The 17971-nt window shown below is 66.5% G+C and carries 18 protein-coding genes; 13 read left to right on the forward strand and 5 right to left on the reverse strand.

Translation table 11 applies throughout. The annotated features are described in order from the left end of the window. Positions 1-56 precede the first annotated feature (56 nt). Complete coding sequence (locus tag BLS81_RS08120; RefSeq protein ID WP_093222882.1) at positions 57-521, reverse strand: hypothetical protein; 465 nt, start codon at positions 519-521, stop codon at positions 57-59. Positions 522-1082: 561 nt separating this feature from the next. On the opposite strand from BLS81_RS08120, the gene BLS81_RS08125 reads away from it, so the two are divergent. Beyond that, the gene (locus BLS81_RS08125; protein WP_093222883.1) at positions 1083-2180 is read left to right on the forward strand and encodes an acyltransferase family protein; all 1098 of its coding nucleotides are present in this window, start codon (positions 1083-1085) and stop codon (positions 2178-2180) included. Between the two features lie 3 nt (positions 2181-2183). Here the strand turns inward: BLS81_RS08125 and BLS81_RS08130 are convergent, their stop codons facing one another. After that, entirely contained in the window at positions 2184-3533 is a 1350-nt protein-coding gene (locus BLS81_RS08130) for an O-antigen ligase family protein (RefSeq protein WP_093222885.1), read from the reverse strand. Positions 3534-3751: 218 nt separating this feature from the next. Here BLS81_RS08130 and BLS81_RS08135 point away from each other — a divergent pair, with 218 nt between their 5' ends. The 4 genes from BLS81_RS08135 to BLS81_RS08150 all read left to right on the forward strand — a co-directional run bounded on the left by BLS81_RS08135 (position 3752) and on the right by BLS81_RS08150 (position 7646). Beyond that, complete coding sequence (locus BLS81_RS08135; protein WP_093222886.1) at positions 3752-5182, forward strand: lipopolysaccharide biosynthesis protein; 1431 nt, start codon at positions 3752-3754, stop codon at positions 5180-5182. A 65-nt stretch (positions 5183-5247) separates the two neighbouring features. Beyond that, positions 5248-5454 (forward strand): ParD-like family protein, encoded by a 207-nt coding sequence (locus BLS81_RS08140; protein ID WP_093222888.1) that lies wholly within the window; start codon positions 5248-5250, stop codon positions 5452-5454. Position 5455: 1 nt separating this feature from the next. Further along, on the forward strand, positions 5456-6232 hold the full coding sequence (gene map / locus BLS81_RS08145; protein ID WP_093222889.1) for a type I methionyl aminopeptidase: 777 nt from the start codon (positions 5456-5458) through the stop codon (positions 6230-6232). Then, positions 6201-7646 carry an alginate export family protein gene (locus BLS81_RS08150; protein ID WP_256326135.1) on the forward strand — a complete coding sequence of 482 codons (1446 nt, stop codon included), beginning with the start codon at positions 6201-6203 and terminating at the stop codon, positions 7644-7646. The genes map and BLS81_RS08150 overlap by 32 nt, the downstream gene beginning before the upstream one ends. 21 nt (positions 7647-7667) lie before the next feature. Here the strand turns inward: BLS81_RS08150 and BLS81_RS08155 are convergent, their stop codons facing one another. Continuing rightward, a complete protein-coding gene (locus tag BLS81_RS08155) occupies positions 7668-7886 on the reverse strand; it encodes a hypothetical protein (RefSeq protein WP_093222892.1) in 219 nt (72 codons plus the stop codon). 347 nt (positions 7887-8233) lie between these two features. On the opposite strand from BLS81_RS08155, the gene BLS81_RS08160 reads away from it, so the two are divergent. Continuing rightward, complete coding sequence (locus BLS81_RS08160) at positions 8234-8557, forward strand: hypothetical protein (RefSeq protein ID WP_093222894.1); 324 nt, start codon at positions 8234-8236, stop codon at positions 8555-8557. Positions 8558-8655: 98 nt separating this feature from the next. On the opposite strand, the gene BLS81_RS08165 is transcribed toward BLS81_RS08160, so the two are convergent. Continuing rightward, positions 8656-9048 carry a MerC domain-containing protein gene (locus BLS81_RS08165; protein ID WP_093222895.1) on the reverse strand — a complete coding sequence of 131 codons (393 nt, stop codon included), beginning with the start codon at positions 9046-9048 and terminating at the stop codon, positions 8656-8658. 78 nt (positions 9049-9126) lie between these two features. Next, on the reverse strand, positions 9127-10647 hold the full coding sequence (locus BLS81_RS08170; RefSeq protein WP_093222897.1) for an ABC1 kinase family protein: 1521 nt from the start codon (positions 10645-10647) through the stop codon (positions 9127-9129). A gap of 206 nt (positions 10648-10853) precedes the next feature. Here BLS81_RS08170 and BLS81_RS08175 point away from each other — a divergent pair, with 206 nt between their 5' ends. From BLS81_RS08175 to BLS81_RS08205, 7 genes are all read left to right on the forward strand, one after another. Further along, a complete protein-coding gene (locus BLS81_RS08175; protein WP_093222898.1) occupies positions 10854-12278 on the forward strand; it encodes a phospholipase D-like domain-containing protein in 1425 nt (474 codons plus the stop codon). A gap of 187 nt (positions 12279-12465) precedes the next feature. Then, positions 12466-13077: a glutathione S-transferase family protein gene (locus BLS81_RS08180; protein ID WP_093222900.1), complete on the forward strand. Its 612-nt coding sequence runs from the start codon at positions 12466-12468 to the stop codon at positions 13075-13077. A gap of 405 nt (positions 13078-13482) precedes the next feature. Further along, a complete protein-coding gene (locus tag BLS81_RS08185) occupies positions 13483-15213 on the forward strand; it encodes an FAD-binding oxidoreductase (protein ID WP_256326136.1) in 1731 nt (576 codons plus the stop codon). A gap of 137 nt (positions 15214-15350) precedes the next feature. Further along, entirely contained in the window at positions 15351-15899 is a 549-nt protein-coding gene (locus BLS81_RS08190; RefSeq protein ID WP_093222902.1) for a carboxymuconolactone decarboxylase family protein, read from the forward strand. An 81-nt stretch (positions 15900-15980) separates the two neighbouring features. After that, on the forward strand, positions 15981-16445 hold the full coding sequence (locus BLS81_RS08195; RefSeq protein ID WP_093222903.1) for a nuclear transport factor 2 family protein: 465 nt from the start codon (positions 15981-15983) through the stop codon (positions 16443-16445). Between the two features lie 55 nt (positions 16446-16500). Further along, complete coding sequence (locus tag BLS81_RS08200; protein WP_093222905.1) at positions 16501-16893, forward strand: hypothetical protein; 393 nt, start codon at positions 16501-16503, stop codon at positions 16891-16893. Between the two features lie 80 nt (positions 16894-16973). Continuing rightward, positions 16974-17846 (forward strand): LysR family transcriptional regulator, encoded by an 873-nt coding sequence (locus BLS81_RS08205; RefSeq protein WP_256326137.1) that lies wholly within the window; start codon positions 16974-16976, stop codon positions 17844-17846. Positions 17847-17971: the final 125 nt, after the last annotated feature.

A 17971-nucleotide genomic window follows, 5' to 3' on the forward strand; every position in this document is an offset into this window, starting at 1 on the left:
GCTCCCGCTCGACGAAATCGGTGCGGCCACATGGATGGCCGCACCGATCCGCGACTTCAGGCAAGCGCGAGCTTGGCTTTCTGACGGCGACGACGCGACGCCATCAACGCGGCCGCACCGCCGACGAACAGGAAGCCGGCCGGCCCAGGCGCCGCCGCCGGGAGGAGGTTCAGACTGTAGCTCCCCCCCAGTCCGTTCACCGACGTGCCGGTGACATCGACGTAGTAACTGCCCGCGACCAGGTTCGTGAAGGTCTTGGTCTCACCGGCGATCAATTCGCCGAGGAACACGTTGCCCACGACCGAATAGAACTTGGCGCTGAGCGTGGTGAGGCCGATCGTGACCGACCCGATCGTGACCGGCGGGCTGACATTGCCACTGCCGCCAACGTCCCACGGCTTGCCGGCCGGGGCAAGCGTGAAGGTGATGTGATCGCTCGGGTTGCTGGCGCTGCCGATGAAACCGCCGGTGCCGGTCCCGACATTGTTCGTAAGCGTCCCCAGGTTGATGGTGTTCGCCATCGCGGGACCGGCGAGGAAAATGGCCGAAGCCCCCGCCAGAACAGCGATTTTTTTGCCAAAACCTACCCCCATGAAATCCCTCCTCCAAAATGGGCCCGAGAGCCAAGCGAATGATCCGTGCTTTGATTACGTGGTTCGCAATCGGCACTATCAAGCGCCGTATTTATACGTACGGAAGGCCGAGTCATCAAACCGCATCGGCACGATATCACACATTATACGTCCGATCCGGATCATGTGCTTTAAAATAGGGAGTGCTAAGGTGAATTATCCATAATGGATGTATCGCGTTCTTGTTTCTATTCTCTACGGTTTAACTTGTAACTGACTTTCGCTATCGTGTTGACTGTCGCCTTAGGACGACAGAAATCCATCGAAGCAGGGTGTTTGCCGACGCCGACATTTGCGGACGACACATGAGCATACCGCGTCCTCCTTCATCTGCGTCGTGATATCCGATCGAGGCGGTAACTCGACTTCAACCGCCGCTGAACGAGGCGCGGCGGCTCGCTTCAGCGCTGGAGCGGCCGGTGCGATGTGTCCAAAACGACGGAGGGCGTAGTGTCATATAGGCAGGTCGGTCACGGCTCCGTGCCTCCGATCGCGATCGCACCGGAAGCCGCGTCGCCGGTGATCGGTGCCGGGCGCGCAAAGACGGTCGCGGGCGCCCATGCCTGGCGTGGCGTTCTGATCGGATTGATCGTGCTCGGACACAATCGCCTGTTCGAATCGCATTTCTACGGAGCGTATCGGCTCCTCTACAATTTTCACGTCGAGGCGTTTCTGCTCATCCCTTTCCTGCGCCGGACAGATCGCGGTCGCCGGGTGGATTGGCTGTTTCCGCTGAAGGCATATTACCGTCCGTTCTGCGTGTTCGTGACGGCCTATGCCGCGCTGTTCGCTTTGTCCGGGGTTGCCGAAGCGCCGCGATCCGTCGGTGATGCGTTCATGCGCTATGCGGCCGCGCTCGGCCTGGCGAACAGCGCCGCGCTGGATCGCGCGACCGGGTTCGAGATGTTCTGGTTCCTGCCAGTCTTCATCGTCCTGGCGACGATCCGGCCGTTGCTCGAACGTGCCACCCGTGCGGGGTTGATCGCCGCGCTGCTCGCCGCCGCCGCCCTGCACGTGACAGTCGGGTATCTCGATGCGGCGACCGCCGCGATGCTGCCGTGGGGACTGCCGATCGTCTGCTACATGCTGTTCCCGTGCCTGATCGCTGCGACTTTGGCGAGGTCGGGATGGGCCGAGGCGGTCCCCGTCTGGGCGGCGGGTGCGGCGTTCGTCACGATGATCGGCCTGTGCTTCATCAACAAATTCTGGATCAACCTGTCGGACTTCAAGGTTTACGATGCCGGACATCCCGGCGGCCTGATCGTCACCGATACCGTCATGATCGCCGCCTCGCTCGTCTTCTATCGGGGCGGCGCGCGCCTTCGTTCACCTTGGCTCGACGCGTTGGGGCGCCACTCGCTCCAGATCTACCTGATCCACGGCGTCATCGGCTATGCACTGGTGCGTCTGACCGGGCAGGATCATACGCTGGCCGCGACGATATCGCTGCTCGCGGTCACATACGCCGCGACTCTTCTGCTATCGTTCCTCGTCGCCCGGTGGATGATGCGCAGCCCGATCGGCGGCTGGATCTTCGCGCCGCGGTGACCGTCAGGATCGGGCGCGCAAACTGCCAGGCACGGCCTGCGCGCGCACGGCGGAACCGGACCCGGTGATCCGGGCGCCACGCGCGCGCAAGCTGCCCGCCGGCACCGGTAGCGCCCCAACGACCACCCCGACCCCGCCGATCAGCAACAGCATCGCGGTATCGACCGCCTCGGCATAGCAATAGCTGAGCAGCAGGATGATGCCATAAAGCGGCATCCGGTCGAGCGACGCCGCCGCGAACCCGCCGCTGTTCACCAGATGCCGTACCGCCCGCCACAATGCGAGGCCGAAGAAACCCGCGACGAGCGCGATCCCGAACACGCCGCCCTCGGCGGGGATGCGGTGGACCTCGCCGTGGACGTTCATCGCGAACCCGGTCGGGCCATAGGTCGCGGCCGCCCACGCCCAATAGCCGGTCGCCCCCACCCCGAACGCGGGATGATGCACGAACAGGGTCCAGGCGTTGCGGTTGACGAACTCGCGGACGATATCGCTCTGATCGTAGATGCTTTGTACGGTGAAGAAGTAGCGCGTCGGCGTGTGCGAATAATCGTGCGAGGCACTGGTGAGTTCGCGGTGGATATGGCCATCGTCGAGCAACAGCGCCAGGCTGGCGACGGCGCCGATCATGGCAGCGAGGCCGAGCTTCGCCCCGAGCGAAAATCGGCACAGCGCGAACAGCGCGCAGAACAGGATCAGCGCCTTGCGCTCCCCGCTCAGCAGCACGATCGCGAAGGCGACCACCAACAGCGCGGGGAAGAGATGGCGCCCCTTGGCCTTGATCCAGTCCTCCAGCCCGAACAGCGGCATCAGCGCCAGCGACAGGACGAGCTTGGTGTCGGACAGATATTTCCAGGTGACGAGATGGTGATGCAGCACGTGCCAGATCACCAGATGCGCGGTGACGAGCGCGCACAGCGCCCCCATGCCTTTGAGCAGGAACTCCGCGTCGGCGCGCCTTGCGGACTGCGCATAGGCGTACAGTCCGACCAGCGCGACCACGATGATCCCGAACTGCACCGTCCGCGCCACGCCCGCCGGAAAGGACACCATGAAACTCGTCACCGTCGCATCGGCGATATAGGCGAGCGCCAGCACGAAGACGCCGTCGAAGCGGCGGAAGCTCTCGCGGCAGGTCCAGATCGCGAGGCCGAGCGCCAGCATCACGACCACACCCAGCGCGGCGATCTTGTAGCACAAGGAGAGGACGAGAAGCGCCAGCGCCGCGAACACGGCCCGCGCCGCAAGTGGATGAGCGACGCTCCCACGATCGAGCGCGCGTGGCCGCATCTGCGCCCGCGCGCGACCGCGCCGGAGCGGCGCGCGGTGCCGGTGGCTGAAGACCCTGCTCACGCGCTCCTGATGCCCCCACTTCCGACCTCGCCCGGCATGCGCGGCGGCAGCCGTTCGAAACAAGCCATCCGCGCCATAACGGAGCATTCCAGTCGGCATGACGCGCCCGCGTGACCTTGGCGCACCACTCGGCTATCGCGGCGAGGCCGCCGATCGGTTCGGCGGACAGCGGGGGTTCAGTGGCAGGCAGTCTGATTCGCCGACTCGGCGCGAGCCGGATGGTGACGAACACGGGCGCCTATCTGCTCGGCACGGTGATCAACCGGCTGTTCCCGCTCTTGCTCGTGCCGCTCTACACACGGCTATGGAGCACCGGCGAGTTCGGCGCGTGGGGCTTCTGCATGACGGTGCTCAACGTGCTGCTGATCGTGTCCGGCCTCGGGCTCGATGCGGCTACGACGCGGCTGTATTACGACCATCACGACCCGGATGAAATCCGCCGCTTCCTCGTCGTCGGCTTCGTGCTGCGGATCGTGGTGGCGGTCGGCACCGCGCTGCTGCTGATCGGGCCGTTGATCGCGGTCTGGCCGTGGATCAGCGGGGGCGCCATCCCGGCGCTCCCGTTCGTGCCGCTGCTGTTGGCCGGATCGTCGCTGCAGGCGGTGGTGGCGTTCAACCTCGCCAATGCGCGCGCCGAGCGTCGCGCCAAGGCGTTCGTCCAGATCCAGCTCCTGCAGGCGCTGTTGCAGGCGCTTGCCAGCGTCGCGCTCGTATTGGCCGGGTGGGGCGCGGCCGGCGCGTTCTACGGCTATGCGATCGGTGCGGGGATCGTCGCGGTCGCGGCGGGCGCGCGCTTCCTGCGCCGTAACCGCACCGCGGGTCCGCTGCCGTGGCGGCAGATGCGCGAGAACCTCGGCTATGGCGTCAAGACGCTGCCGGTGGCGCTATCGACATGGCTACGCCGCATGGCGGATCGCGTCATCATCGGCCGCTCGGTGTCGATGACCGACCTTGGCCTCTATCAGTTGAGCGCGAGCGGCATGGCGCCGCTGTCGGTGCTGATGGGCGCGTTCAACGCCGCCTATCTGCCGTTCTTCTACGAAAAACGCCGACAGGGCGACGCCGCGCTGCCCTTGATCGCGGCGATGGACATGGCGATCGTCGCGGTGCTAGCGATGCTGTCGATAGGCGTGATGGCGCTCACGCCCGAGCTGATCCGCTTCCTCGGCCCGCCGCGCTATGCTGGCGCCGCGCACATGACGCCCGCGCTGGTGCTGGCGGTGATGCTCGACGGCATCCAGTTGCAATTCACCAAGGAACTGATGTTCCACAAACGCCCCGGCCTCGCGAGCTGGATGACCACGCCGCCCTCGCTGCTCGGCGTGGCCGCCGACATCGCGCTGATCCCGCATTTCGGCGCGATCGCGGCGGCATGGGTGGCGGCGGCGGTGTCCGCGACGATTTTGATCGGCTGCGTCGCCGCGACCCGGCGCGTCGAGCGCACCGGCCACGATTTGCCCCGGCTCGCGCTCGCCTGCGCGCTGGTGGCGGGCTACGCGCTGGCGGCGAGCGAACTGCTGCCGATCACCCCGTTCCACCTGCCAGCGCTCGCGGCACGGCTGGGCAGCGGCGCGCTCGCCTGCGCGGTGATCGTGCTGATCCTGGCGCCCGGCAATGTCCGCACGGTTCTGAAGGCACTCGGGCGCTGAGAACGCGGGAGCGTTGACCTAGCACACTACGAACCATATACGGTTCGTATATTGGGAGTGTGCGCATGGGCATCGTGAAAATCGCCGACGATCTGCATGAGGAGGCGCGCCGCGCCAGCGCCGTGATGTGCCGCTCGATCAACGCGCAGGCCGAATTCTGGATGAAGATCGGCATGCTCGCCGAGGCGAACCCGAGCCTATCCTTCAACGACATCGTTCAGGCGCAGATCGCCGCCGCGCATGTGCGCCTCCCCGGCGCGACCACCGCCTGACATGGTCAAGACCCCCGACGAACTCGCGCTGATGCGCGTCTCGGGCAAGCTGCTCGCCTCGGTGTTCGAGATGCTCGACGGCCAGACCCTCGCCGGACTGTCGACGATGCAGGTCAACGACATGGTCGATCGCTTCATCACCGTCGATCTTGCCGCGCGGCCCGCGAGCAAGGGGCAATATGGCTTCAAATACGTCCTGAACTGCTCGATCAACCACGTCGTCTGCCACGGCGTCCCCGACCCGGACGAGATCATCCGCGACGGCGACATCATCAATCTCGACATCACGCTCGAAAAGAACGGCTTCATCGCCGATTCGAGCAAGACCTACCTCGTCGGCGACCCGCCCCCCGCCGCCCGGCGGCTGGTCCGGGTCGCGCAGGAGGCAATGTGGCAGGGCATTCGCGCGGTGCGGCCCGGCGGCTATCTGGGCGACATAGGCTTCGCGATCGAGCGGCACGCCAAGAAGCACGGCTATACGATCGTCCGCGAATATTGCGGGCACGGCATCGGCCGCGAAATGCACGAGGCGCCGCAGGTGCTCGCGTTCGGCAGGCCCGGCACCGGCCTCAAGCTCCGCGAAGGCATGGTCTTCACGATCGAGCCGATGGTCAACCAGGGCACGCGCAAGGTGTCGACCGAGGACGACGGCTGGACCGTCGTCACCGACGATCGCAAGCTGTCCGCGCAATTTGAACACACGGTCGCGGTCACCCGCGACGGGGTCGAGGTTCTGACGCTGCGCCGTGACGAAACGCCCATCCGGGGGCACGCGTAGCGGCGATCACGCCGCCGAAAGCAAATCTCCATCGACCCGCCGCGTCGGCCATGCGAATGCCGCCGGATCGGGGGCAGGTGCGATGGCGATAGCGGGAAAATGGACGTTCGCGGCGGTCGCGCTGATCGCGACGCCGGCGGTCGCGCAGGATCGTGAGGGGCTCGATCTCTCCGGCACGATGCGGCTGCGCTACGAGGCGATCGCCAATCAGCCGCGCGCGGGCTTCGGGCGCGACGACGATCTCGTCAACCTGCGCACCACCCTGCTCGCCATGTACCGGACGGGGCCGTTCACGATCGGCGCGGAACTGTGGGACAGCCGCGTCTATGGCGAGGATGCCGCCACGCCGGTGACGACGGGCGAGGTCAACGCGTTCGAGCTCGTGCAGGCGTGGGTCGGCGCGCGCGCCACGATCGGTTCGACCAAGCTGAGCGCGCAGGCCGGCCGGTTCACGCTCAACATCGGCTCGCGCCGGCTGGTCGCTGCCGACGAGTATCGCAACACGACCAACGGCTATACCGGGCTGCGCGCCGACCTCGCGACCGCCAGCGGCATCACCGCGACCGCCATCTACGTTCTTCCGCAGCAGCGCCGGCCCGACGATGCCGAGGCCTTGCGCGCGAACGCCGTCGCCTTCGACCACGAAGGCTTCGATCTGGTGCTCTGGGGCGGCACCGCGGCCAAGGCGCGTGCGCTCGGCCCCGCCACAATCGAGGCGAACTTCTACCATCTCGGCGAACGCGACGGGCCTGTCCGCCCGACGCGCGACCGCTCGCTCGACACCTATGGCGGCCGCGTTTTTCGCGATCCCGCGAAGGGCAAAGCCGACGGGGAAGTCGAAGCTTTCTACCAGTCAGGCTCGATCAGCGCCTCGCTCGCGCCGGCGGCGGCACGCCTGCCGGTCTCGGCCTGGTTCGTCCACGCGTCCGCCGGCTACAGCTTGCGCGACCCGCTCAACACGCGGGTATCGCTGCAATATGATCGTGCCAGCGGCGACCGCGCGGGCGGACGCTACGGGCGGTTCGATACGTTGTACGGCATGCGCCGTGCCGATCTGGCGCCGGCTGGTCTCTACAATGCGGTCGGGCGGGCCAACATCTCGACGCCCGGCGCGCGTATCGAGATCGCACCGTCGAGCCGCTGGGACGCGTTCGTCACCTATCATGCATTATGGCTGGCCGAGCGAACCGACGCTTTCTCGACGACGGGGGTGCGCGACGCGAGCGGGCGATCGGGCGGGTTCGCCGGACATCAGATCGACAGCCGTTTCCGTTGGTGGCTACGCCCCGCCAAACTCCGCTTGGAGCTTGACGGGGTGTTGCTCACCAAGGGGCGCTTCCGCCAGGCGGCATCCAACGCGCCGCCGGGCGGAACGACCGCCTATGGCGCGATCAACCTGAGCGCGTCCTTCTAGGCGATCGGCCGACCCGACGGGTTACTGGCGCGCCCGCGCCGCCTTTTGCGCGCGCGCCTGTTTGGCGTAATAATGGTGCGCGGCAACGCAACCGGCGACCGCGCCCATCACGGCATGGCCCTTGCCGACGTAATGCCCGGCGACGCCGCCGGCGGCCGCGCCACGGATACAGCCCTTGGCCTGCGCCGGCGAGGCGGACGCCACGAGAAGGGGCAGCGCGATCAGCGATACAAAGCGCATGGCGGTTTCCTTTAAACAAGATGCCTCGCCTGCGAATACCAACGACAGTCTCAGGATGTTCCGTGACGTTTCGTTCATGGGACGCGGGTGCCGGATGTTGCAGTCGATCTCGAACGCGCGACCTATCGCGCGCAAATGAAAATCGGCTTACTCGGTCAACGCACGTGCGTTTGGCCGTACATCTCAAGCAGAGCCACGCATAAAGGCAGCTCATTTCGGGCATGGTAATTTTCCGCGATCCGGCATCATCGGTGTTTTTCCGCGAACGTATCAGATCGGCACCGTTGCACGCGTGGAACATTCGAGAAAGCCCGGTGTTTTTGCCTCTTCAACGAGGGAGAGTTACGATGACCGAGTATCGCAATGCAGACGGCACCACCACCTATGTGGAGAAGCGCAGCAACACCGGCATGGTCGTCGGTGGCATCATCCTGGCGATCCTGATCGTCATCGGCGTACTGTTCGCGACCGGCTTCTGGAGCGCGGACGTGAAGGGTGGCGCGCTGCCGAAGGTCAATGTCAGCGCCAAGGGCGGCGACCTGCCGGATGTCGACGTGCATTCGAAGGAAGTCGTGGTCGGCACCAGCAAGCAGACGGTGACGGTGCCCAAGGTCGAGACCAAGAAGACCTCGATCGACGTGCCGACCGTCGGCGTGAAGGACGACAAGTAAGCCAAGCGAGCAACGGGTGCCGGCGCGCAAGCGGCCCGGCACCCATTCTTCATGCCGATTGGCAGTGAGCCAGTGCGCGCTCCTGACCGAGCGATTTTCTAATTCGCGGCGCGCCGGTTGAGATCATGCCCGAGCGCGAGCACCGCGACGCCGACCAACGTCCAGATCGTCTCGCCGCCGCCGCCATCATGCGGCAGCGACATCGCGCCGGCCATCATCCCCAGCCCGAACGACCCGACCGCGGCGGGCAGCATATAGCCGTGCGTCACCGCGCCCCGCCCCAGCGCGATCACGCCGAGCAGGATCGCGATCGACAGGCCGACCTCGTGGAAGATCGGGTTGAGCAAGAGCCCGCCCGCCGACGCCGCGAGCGCGACCAGAACGGAACTGGCGACACAGTGGATCACGCATAGCCCCGACAGGCCGATCGCGAGGCCGTCGAAGCGCGACTCGATCCAGTGGATCGCCGGATGATGGACGTGAGCGCTCATTGCCGGACGCATGTGGCATGGCCGGTCCGAAGTTACAACATATCATCGCAAGGATTTTGCGGCTGCGGTCCAGCCCGCTCAAGAAAGCAGCAGGGCGCCCGACAGCAGCGCCGCTCCGACGACGATGGCACCCGCGATCCAGCGGGCCGCCGACAGCATCGCCTCGGCCTGCTCCGTCGAGGTGGCGCCGTTCACGGGATCGGCCTCGAGGCGGCGGATCGCCGCACGCAGAAGGCGGGGCGTGTCGTCGCTGACCTTGCTCAATTCCCACGCCAGTGCGCGCAAGGTCGGCGCCCAATATTCAGGCGAGAGCCGCGCCCTCGCGATCCGCAGCGACGAGCGCTGCATCGCCGCCGACAGATCGAAATCGGGTTCGATCCTGGAGAGCACGCCATCGACCGTGACCAAAGCCTTGAAGATGAGCAGCAGGTCCGGCGGCATCGTCATGCCCTCCTCGCGCATCAGTGGCAGGAAATCGCCGACCATCGCGCTGAGCACGATCCGGCCCCCGCCGTGGCGTGCGATCAAGCGTTCCGCCGCCCGCTGCGCATGCGCGCGCGGCACGCCGCTTCCGGCCGACCACGTCGCGAGCACGTCGGCCAGTTGCGCGGGATCGGCTTCGTTCAGCGCCTGAACGAAGCTGATGAATTCCTCCCGCCCGCGTGGCGAGACGTGTCCGATCATCCCGAGATCGAGGAGCGCGATGCGGTCGCCGGGCAGGCACAGCAGGTTGCCGGGATGCGGGTCGCCGTGGAAGCGGCCGTTCACCAACACCATGTCGAGGACGATATCGGCGCCGAGCGCGGCGATCGCGGCCGGATCGATCCCGGCCGCGCGCAGCGTATCGCCGTCGCGCGGCGGCACGCCGTCGATATAGTCCATGACGAGCAGGCTCTCGGACGTCCACGCCCAATGGATTTCCGGGACCACCACGCGCGGCTCGCGCGCGAAATCCGCGCGGAGCCGGTCGGCGTTGCGCCCCTCCGTCGTGAAGTCGAGTTCCTCCAGCACCGCCTCGGCCAGTTGACGTATCATCGCCGCCGGGGCGAAACGGCGCGCCTCGGCGCTCGCCGTTTCGACAACGGCGGCGAGTTGGGCGATCAGCCTGAGATCGGCCTCCATTCGCGGCCGGATGCCGGGGCGGCGGATTTTAAGCACCACCTGCCGCCCATCGTTTAGCGTGGCGCGATGCACCTGCGCGATCGACGCGGCTGCGAGCGGCTCGGGATCGAAGCGCGCGAACGCGGTTTCGGGAGGCTCGCCCAATGCATCCTCGACGGCTGCGCGCAGATCCTCGAACGGCAGCGTGGGCGCGCGGCTGTGGAGTTGCTCCAACTCCGATATCCACTCGGGCGGCAGCAAGTCTCCCCGCGTCGCGAGGATCTGGCCGAGCTTGACGAAGGTCGGCCCGAGTGCCTCCAGCGCAAGGCGCGTCCGCCGGGGGAGCGTTTGCGGTTCGGCGGCAGCTTCGGCTTCCCCCTCGGGGCGTTCGAGCCCGAGCCGCGCCAGCAGCACGCCAAGCCCGAAGCGCGAGGCGACATGCAGGATTTCCGCGAGGCGATGATGGTCCCGGCCGGCGATGAGCAGCGTCTTGATCATGCCGGCCTCTATAACGGGGAGATCGGCCTGGTCATCCACCCGCTTGCGGGACTGTGTGAAGATCGGCGATGGGCGCAATCTTGGTCCCTCTCGGCCGGCGGTGACCGCCACGCCGGCTCGCGACCGAGCTTGCTTGCGCCAGCCGCCTTCGCCACTGAGCGCTCAGGCGGAATATTCGTTTATGGGTTGGGAAACATCGGGTGAGCATGGACAGCAAGGCATTCTGGCGCGTCGCCAAGGCCACCCGGATGAGCGTGCTCATCGATGCGGACGAGTATTTCAAGAATGCGCGGCTCGCGATGCTGCAGGCGAAGCGCCGGATCATGTTGATCGGCTGGGACTTCGACGCGCGCATCCATCTGGTCGGAGCGAGGGGGGAATCGGACGAGCCAGCCGCGGTGGGCGATTTCATCTATTGGCTCGTCGAGCGGAATCCCGACCTCGAAATCTTCCTGCTGCGCTGGGATGTGGGTGCGCTCAAGACGCTCGTCCGGGGTTCGAACATCGTCACCCTCGCCCGGTGGATGCGGCATCCGCGAATTCACACCAAGCTCGACGGCGTCCATCCTACCGGCGGCTCGCACCACCAGAAGATCGTCGTGATCGACGACTGCCTCGCCTTCTGCGGCGGCATCGACATGACCAGCGAGCGGTGGGACACGCGGCGGCATCGTGATGTCGAGCCTCGCCGGGTCGTCCCGAACGGCAAACAGTATAAACCCTGGCACGACGCGACGACGGCGTTGCAGGGGCCGGTCGCGGCGGCGCTCGGCGAGCTGGCGCGCGACCGCTGGGAGCGCGCGAGCGGCGAGGCGCTCACCCCGGTCGATGCGCTCACGGACTGCTGGCCCGAGGGCCTGCCTGTGGGGTTCAAGGACGTCGAGGTCGGGATCGCGCGAACCTCTCCCGAGATGCCGGATTGCCCGGGAGTCCGCGAGATCGAATCCCTGTTCGTGGAGCAGATCGCCTCTGCTAAAGTCTCGATATACGCGGAAAGCCAATATTTCGCGTCGCGCCGTATCGCCGAGGCGATCGCCGCGAGGCTGGCGGAACCGCACGGCCCGGAGATCGTGATCGTCAATCCGCAGCAGGCCGAAGGCTGGCTCGAGCCGGTGGCGATGGACACCGCGCGTGCCCGCCTCGTGGTCGCGCTGAAGCGGCGCGACGCGCATGGCCGTCTGCGGCTCTACCACCCATTCACGGCCAAGGGTGCGCCGATCTATGTCCATGCGAAGGTGATGATCGTCGATGGGCGCACCCTGCGCATCGGATCGGCGAATATGAACAATCGCTCGATGGGTCTGGATACCGAGTGCGACGTGACCATCAATGCCGGGGACGAAGGCGCCGACGCCATTCGCGCGATCCGGGATGGCCTGATCGCGGAGCATCTCGGCCTGCCGGTCGAAAGAGTCGCGGCACAGATCGACGCGCAAGGTTCCCTCATCGGCACGATCGAGGCATTGCGCGGCAACGGCCGGTCGCTTCGGCCTTATGAAGTCCCCGATCTCAGCACGGTCGAGGCGTGGCTCGCCGACAATGAGGTGCTCGATCCCGAAAGCCCTTCCGAGATGTTCGAATTAACTGCCAAGCGCGGCCTTTTTCGCCGCCTTCGTCATCCCTTCGGTTGACGCGGAAGCCTGTCCACCGGGTTCGCTGACCGGCCAAAGCCGCGCCTGTCCCCTGCCACACACCTGGCCATTATTGCATGTGCCGGAATAATGAAGTGCGGTCGCGGATCGTTCTCAACGGATCACGATAGACGCACAATGGCCCTGCGGATCGGGACTGGCCCGAACCCTATCGCAGGATATCGTCATGAAGCTGTATCATCATCCCCTTTCGGGTCACGCGCATCGCGCCGCGCTGTTCGCCTCGCTGCTTGGCATTCCCCACGATTTGGTCGAGGTCGATATGGCGGCCGGCGCGCACAAGCGTCCGGAATTTCTCGCGCTCAATCCGTTCGGTCAGGTGCCGGTCCTCGAGGATGACGGCGTCGTGATCGCGGATTCGAACGCGATCCTCGTCTACCTTGCCAAGAAGACCGGCCGTACCGACTGGCTGCCGGAAGAGCCCCAGGCCGCTGCAGCGGTACAGCGTTGGCTGTCGGTCGCGGCCGGGGAGGTCGCCTACGGCCCCGCAGCGGCGCGGCTCATCACGGTGTTCGGTGCCAAGTTCAACGCGGACGAGGTGATCGGCCGCGCGCACACGCTGCTCGGCCGTCTCGAAGCCCATCTGAAAGACACCGACTGGCTGGCCGGCGCGCAGCCGACGATCGCCGATGTCGCGATCTACAGCTACGTCGCGCGTGCGCCGGAGGGCAATGTCGATCTCTCGGGCTACCCGAATGTGAATGCATTCCTGCGTCGGGTCGAAGCCCTCCCCGGCTTCCGGCCCTTCATGCAAACCCCGATCGGCCTGGCGGCATAATCCTGCCGCCGACAGCGGGCGCGCCGCCGGTGCGCCCGCCGGCCCCGAACATGAGGCGCGAGAATGATGACGGCGGACCTGACAAAGCTTCCGGTTTGGCATGAGGGCGAGCGCCTCATCCAGGAGAGGCTCGGCGTGGCCGAGCGCATGGCCTCGGTCGGGCAGCGGGTCATCCGGGACTATATGCCCGATCAGCACCGCGAGTTCTACGCGCAGCTCCCGTTCATCGTGGTGGGCAGTGTCGACGAGGCAGGTGCCCCGTGGGCGACGATCCTTGAGGGCCGTTCCGGGTTCATCACCTCCCCCGATTCTACCGCGCTCGAGATCGATGCCAGCGCGGACCCGGCCGATCCCGCCGCACCGGGGCTGCGGTCGGGCAAGCCGATCGGGCTGCTCGGCATCGAAATGCACACGCGCCGGCGGAATCGCATGAACGGCGTAATCGGCGAGGCCGAACACGGCTTCCGCGTCGATGTCGAACAGAGTTTCGGCAATTGCCCGCGCTACATCCAGCTTCGTGATGTCAGCTACGCGCGCGATGTCGGCATGCCCCATGCCGGCGAGAGCGAGGCGCTGACCGAACTCGATTCCTCAGCGCGGGCCATGATCGGGGGCGCGGATTCCTTTTTCGTCGCCTCCTATGCCGATCGCGACGATCGTCGGCAGGTCGATGTCTCTCACCGCGGCGGAAGGGCCGGGTTCGTCCGCGTCGCTGATGACGGCACGCTCACCATCCCCGATTTTGATGGCAATCTGTTCTTCAACACGCTTGGCAACATGGTCCTCACTGGCAGGGCCGGGTTGCTCTTCATCGATTACGCGACGGGCGACATGCTGCAAATGACGGGCACGGCCGAAGTGATCTTCGACAGTCCCGAGATCGCCGCGTTCCAGGGCGCGGAGCGGCTCTGGACGTTCGAGCCGCAAACGATCGTGCGTCGGCGCGGCGCGCTCGCCTTGCGCTGGACCATGCAGCGCGAACCCTGGTCGCCGAGTTCGCTCTTGACCGGTGATTGGAACGAGGCCGCCAGCCGCCTCCGCGCCGCCGAGCTATCGTCCTGGTGGCGCCCGTTCACTGTGACGAAGATTGTCGACGAGAGCAGCACGATCCGCTCCTTTCACCTTCAGCCCGACGACGGCGCGGGGCTGCTGCCCCACCGGGCGGGACAGCATCTCCCGATCCGGCTGACGCTTCCCGGAGCGGACAAGCCCATCATCCGCAATTACACGCTTTCCTCCGCCCCGTCCGACGGGATCTATCGCATCAGCGTCAAGCGCGCGGGCGCGGCCTCGCGTTATCTCCATGAGACGATGCGGGTCGGCGACGTGATCGAGGCGCGCGCACCCGCCGGCGATTTCACCATCGATGCGCGCGAGACGCGCCCCGCGGTCCTGCTGGCGGGCGGGGTAGGCATCACGCCGATGCTCGCGATGCTGCGCCACATCGTCTATGAAGGTGTGCGCAAACAGCGGGTTCGCCCGACCTACCTGTTCCATGCCGCGCGCACGAAGGCGGAGCGTCCGTTCGGTCCCGAACTGGCCGAGCTGGTCGAGACGTCTTTCAATGCGGTGAAGGTCATCCGGGTGCTGAGCGATCCAACGGGTGCGGACGAAGGCGCTGATTACGAGGCGCTTGGCCGGATCGACATGGCGCTCCTCACCCGCGTGCTCCCTTTCGACGATTATGATTTCTACCTCTGCGGCCCGCCGGCCTTCACCCAGGCGCTCTATGATGGCCTGCGCGCCCTGAACATCGCGGACGCGCGCATCCATGCCGAAGCCTTCGGGCCGTCGTCCCTGATACGCTCGTCGGGCATTGGGGCTATCGCTCAAGCGCCGATGCGGCCCGCCGCGACGAAGCCCGTGCCGGTCGCTTTCATGGCATCCGCCAAGGAGGCGCGGTGGACGCCGGCGTCCGGAACGCTCCTGGACCTTGCCGAGGCGCGTGGCCTGTCGCCGGAGTTTAGTTGCCGGGAGGGCACGTGCGGAACCTGCAAGACGAAGCTGCTGCGCGGGGCCGTCACCCACATCCGGCAGCCGGGCGTCAGCCTGGCCGATGATGAGGTGCTGATCTGCAGCGCGGTGCCCGCTGAACAGCCGTCGGCCGAGGAGGACCGGATTCACCTCGACCTGTGAACGCACTCGGCCAGCGAACGGCAGTTTGCATCCACCAAGTGAAACGATCCCTTCCGGCTTTTCGACATTCATCGCCGCCCGGTGAGGCACCATCTTCCCCTTAGCGAAGACGTCCCGTCTTCCAGGAGTTCGATACCATGTCCGTGATCCCGACCCCCGCCACGATCGACGACGCTCCCGAGGCATCGCGCCCGATCCTCGAAGCCGTCCAGAAGCAGCTCGGCACCGTGCCGAACCTCTTCCGGCTCGTCTCCACCAGCCCGGCCGCGCTCAATGCGCTCGCCGGTCTTCAAGGTGCGCTCGGCAAGGGCAAGCTCTCCGTCGCGACGCGTGAGCGTCTGGCGCTGACGATGGCCGAAGCGAATGGCTGCGATTATTGCCTGTCGGCACACACCTACACCGGCGCCCGCTTCGCCAAGCTCGATGACGCCGAGATCGCCGCCGCGCGTGCCGGCACGTCCAGCGATCCCAAGGCCGCCGCCGCGGTGGCGTTCGCCCGAGCGCTGACCGCCGCGCGCGGTTCGGTCGCGCCGGCCGAGGTCGAGACGGTCCGCGCCGCCGGCTACTCGGACGCCGAAATCCTCGAGATCATCGCGCACGTCGCGCTCAACACCTTCACCAATTACGTCAACGAGGCGCTCGCCACCGAGATCGACTTCCCCCGCGTCGATCGCCTCGCGGCATGACATACGGTGGGCGGCCGACCGCCCATCCCGGCCGCCCGCCCCATCGATCCCGACACACGCCCCCGACCACAGGAGATTAGCATGAGCCGTCCCCCTCTCCCTCCGTTCACCCGCGAGAGCGCCATCGAGAAGGTGCGCCTGGCCGAAGATGGCTGGAACAGCCGCGACCCAGCCAAGGTGGCGCTCGCCTACACGACCGATACACGCTGGCGTAACCGCGCGGAGTTCGCGACCAACCGCGAGGAAGCGCAGGCGTTTCTCGCCCGCAAGTGGAACAGGGAGCTCGAATACCGGCTCATCAAGGAGCTGTGGGCTTTCACCGACAACCGCGTCGCCGTCCGCTACGCCTACGAATATCGTGACGACAGCGGCCAGTGGTTCCGCGCCTATGGCAACGAGAATTGGGAATTCGCCGAGGATGGGCTGATGGCGCACCGCCATGCCAGCATCAACGAGCATCCGATCCGGGAAGAGGATCGCAAGTTCCGCTGGCCGCTCGGCCGCCGCCCCGACGACCATCCCGGTCTGAGCGACTTCGGCTTCTAGCCGGTCTGGGGGTGCGCTGTGGCGCACCCGTCGCGCGGGGATCTGACCGATGCGAATGTTCACCCTCGATGCGCCGGCCCGCTTGTCCATCGCAATGGCGCTGACGGGCAATCGCGGCGATCCCGCCCTGATGCGGCGCCAGGATGAGGAAGCGGCCCAACTCGGCATGTCCGGTGCCGAGATCGACGCGGCGCGGGCCGGGCGCAGCTTCGACCTGCGCAGGACGCGGGTGCTGCGGCTGGCGCTGGCGGTGAAGGGCGAAGAGCGAGCAGACGCGCGAAGGCTCGCCATCCAGGCGGGGATCGACAGTCAGGTCTGCCGTGAGATCGAAACCATCGCCAAGGCCCATCTCCCGCCCACCTCCATCGTCGGCACCGTTCTTGATCCATATCCGAAGCCTGTTCGGCCGAGCGGGCTTGGACAATCCCCGACCCGATTATTACGCTGACCTGATAGGCATGGTCGGCCGCGGATGCGGATACTCTGACGGTCAAAGCGAACGGGGGCCAGATGGATCGGTGGCAGGCGATGCGGATATTCGTGAAGGTGGCGGAGACCGAAAGCTTCGCGGAGACCGCGCGCGCGATGCACATGAGCGCCCCGGCCGTCACCCGCGCCGTCGCCGCGCTCGAGGATTTGATCGGCGCGCGTCTGTTCGTCCGCACGACGCGCTCGGTCAAGATGACCGAGGCGGGCGCGCGCTATTTCGAGGACTGTCGCCGCATCCTGTTCGATATCGCCGAGGCCGAAGCGGCCGCGGCCGGCTCCTACGCCACGCCCGCGGGCACCATCGCCGTCACCGCTTCGGCCATGTTCGGGCAGATGTACGTGCTGCCGATCGTCACCGAATATCTCGACGCTTACCCGACGATGGGCGCCCGCACCTTCTTCGTCGATCGGCCGGTCAACATCGTCGAGGAGGGCATCGACGTGGCGATCAGGATCGGCCGCCTCCCGGATTCCGGTTTCAGCGCGATCAAGGTCGGCACCGTCCGGCGGGTCGTCTGCGGCGCCCCGGCCTATTTCAACAAGCATGGCGTGCCCACGACCCCTGCCGAGTTGAAGCGGCACCGCATCGCAGCATCGACGAGCGCCTGGGCGTCACCGGAGTGGCGCTTCGCCAACGATCAGCGGATCACGATCGACGCGGTCCTGCAAACCAACACGAACGAGGCCGCGATCGCGTCGGCCAAGGCCGGCTGGGGCCTGACCCGGGTGCTGCACTATCAGATCGGCCCGGCGCTGGTCGCGGGGGACCTCCAGATCGTGCTCGCCGATTACGAGGAGCCGGCGCTCCCCATCCACGTCATGCATCCGGAGGGCCGCCACGCTCCCGCCAAGGTGCGCGCCTTCGTCGACATGGCCGTATCGAGGCTGCGGAAAAACCGGCTGCTGAACTGACGCGGATGGCGTGACGGCGCCGCTCTGAGTGTGACCTGCTGCCCGTTTCTTGGGCCGTTTTGAGCTGGAAAATTCCAGTTATGGAGAAGGGCCAGGGAAGCGGAGTGAGCGATGAAGAGGTCGAA

The sequence above is a fragment of the Sphingomonas sp. NFR15 genome, from assembly GCF_900103265.1.
Classification (GTDB): Bacteria; Pseudomonadota; Alphaproteobacteria; order Sphingomonadales; family Sphingomonadaceae; genus Sphingomonas; species Sphingomonas pollutisoli.